3 protein-coding genes are annotated in these 1,177 nt (G+C 70.8%); 2 read left to right on the plus strand and 1 reads right to left on the minus strand.

Features of this window, described 5'->3' with window-relative positions; translation table 11 throughout:
* On the plus strand, nucleotides 1–186 hold a 186-nt coding region (locus tag AB0B91_RS66310; RefSeq protein WP_358343315.1), incomplete at its 5' end, for an alpha/beta hydrolase.
* On the opposite strand, the gene AB0B91_RS66315 is transcribed toward AB0B91_RS66310, so the two are convergent.
* A complete protein-coding gene (locus AB0B91_RS66315; RefSeq protein ID WP_357662086.1) occupies nucleotides 113–625 on the minus strand; it encodes an ion channel in 513 nt (170 codons plus the stop codon). The two genes, AB0B91_RS66310 and AB0B91_RS66315, sit on opposite strands and share 74 nt — an antisense overlap.
* Before the next feature lie 74 nt (nucleotides 626–699).
* On the opposite strand from AB0B91_RS66315, the gene AB0B91_RS66320 reads away from it, so the two are divergent.
* Nucleotides 700–1,177 (plus strand): GNAT family N-acetyltransferase (locus AB0B91_RS66320; RefSeq protein ID WP_358343317.1); only part of this gene is annotated, 478 nt, incomplete at its 3' end.

A 1,177-nucleotide genomic window follows, 5' to 3' on the forward strand; every position in this document is an offset into this window, starting at 1 on the left:
GATCCCGCGACGCCGTACGAGCAGACCCCGGCGCTGGCCGCGATGCTGGGCGTGGGCCGGGTGCTCACCTGGGAGGGCGAGGGGCACACCGCGTACCCGCAGACCTCCTGCATCACCGAGGCCGTCGACGCCTATCTGATCGACCTGACCGTGCCCAGGGAGGGGCTGCGCTGCCCGGCCCGCTGACCGGCCGCTCCGGCGGCAGGTCGGGCAGGTCGATGCCCTGCCGGGCGGCGATCTCCTCCAGCAGCGCCCGCATCCGGCGTACGTCGGCCTTGAGCTGCTCCTGCTCCTCGTGCTCGAAGGCGTCGTCGTCGACGATGAGCTGGCTGGCGAAGTGCGCCGTGATCAACGGGATGACCAGCAGCACCATGGTGGAGATGAGCAGCGCGGCGAGGGTGCGGCCCTGCCAGCTCACCGGTGAGATGTCGCCGTAGCCGACGGTGGACGCCGTCACCACCGCCCACCAGACGGCGTCCGCCGGGCTGCGGTTCTCCACGCGGCCGTAGATCACGCCGGCCACCACGATCATCAAAAGGTACGAGATGATCAGCGTCCGGGGCGAGTTGGTGAACCAGACCAGCCCCCGGTAGATCAGCCGGAACGGCAGCAGCAGGGCGTCCATGGACAGTCATGTTGCCTGGCCCGGGCAAGCGCCGCCCGTCCATCGGTCCGGCTCGCTGTGCCACGCTGGGCGGCATGAGTGATGTGATCTTCCGCGAGGCCGTCCGGGCCGACCTGCCGGCCGTGGTCGCCCTGCTCGCCGACGACGTGCTCGGCAGGACCCGCGACTTCACGGAGGTCGACGCCGCGTACGAGAAGGCGTTCGCCGACATCGACGCCGACCCGCGCAACCAGCTGATCGTGGCCGACGCGGACGGCGAGTTGCTCGGCTGCATGCAGCTCACCTACATCCCCGGCCTGGGCCGGCACGGCGCCGAGCGACAGTTGATCGAGGCGGTCCGGGTCCGCTCCGACCTGCGCGGGCGGGGCGTCGGCGGGCAGATGATCAACTGGGCGATCGACCAGGCGAAGCAGCGTGGTTGCGCCCTGGTCCAGCTCACCACCGACAAGACCCGCCACGACGCCCACCGCTTCTACCTCAACCTGGGCTTCCTCCCCACCCACGAGGGCCTGAAGCTCCCCCTCTGCGCCAGGCAGGCGTCCGCCGTCTACG

The organism is Nonomuraea sp. NPDC049141 (assembly GCF_040648415.1).
Classification (GTDB): domain Bacteria; phylum Actinomycetota; class Actinomycetes; order Streptosporangiales; family Streptosporangiaceae; genus Nonomuraea.

Coding starts and splice junctions, on each gene's coding strand:
- AB0B91_RS66315 (WP_357662086.1), bottom strand. CDS start 625: ATGGACGCCCTGCTGCTGCCGTTCCGGCTGATCTACCGGGGGCTGGTC.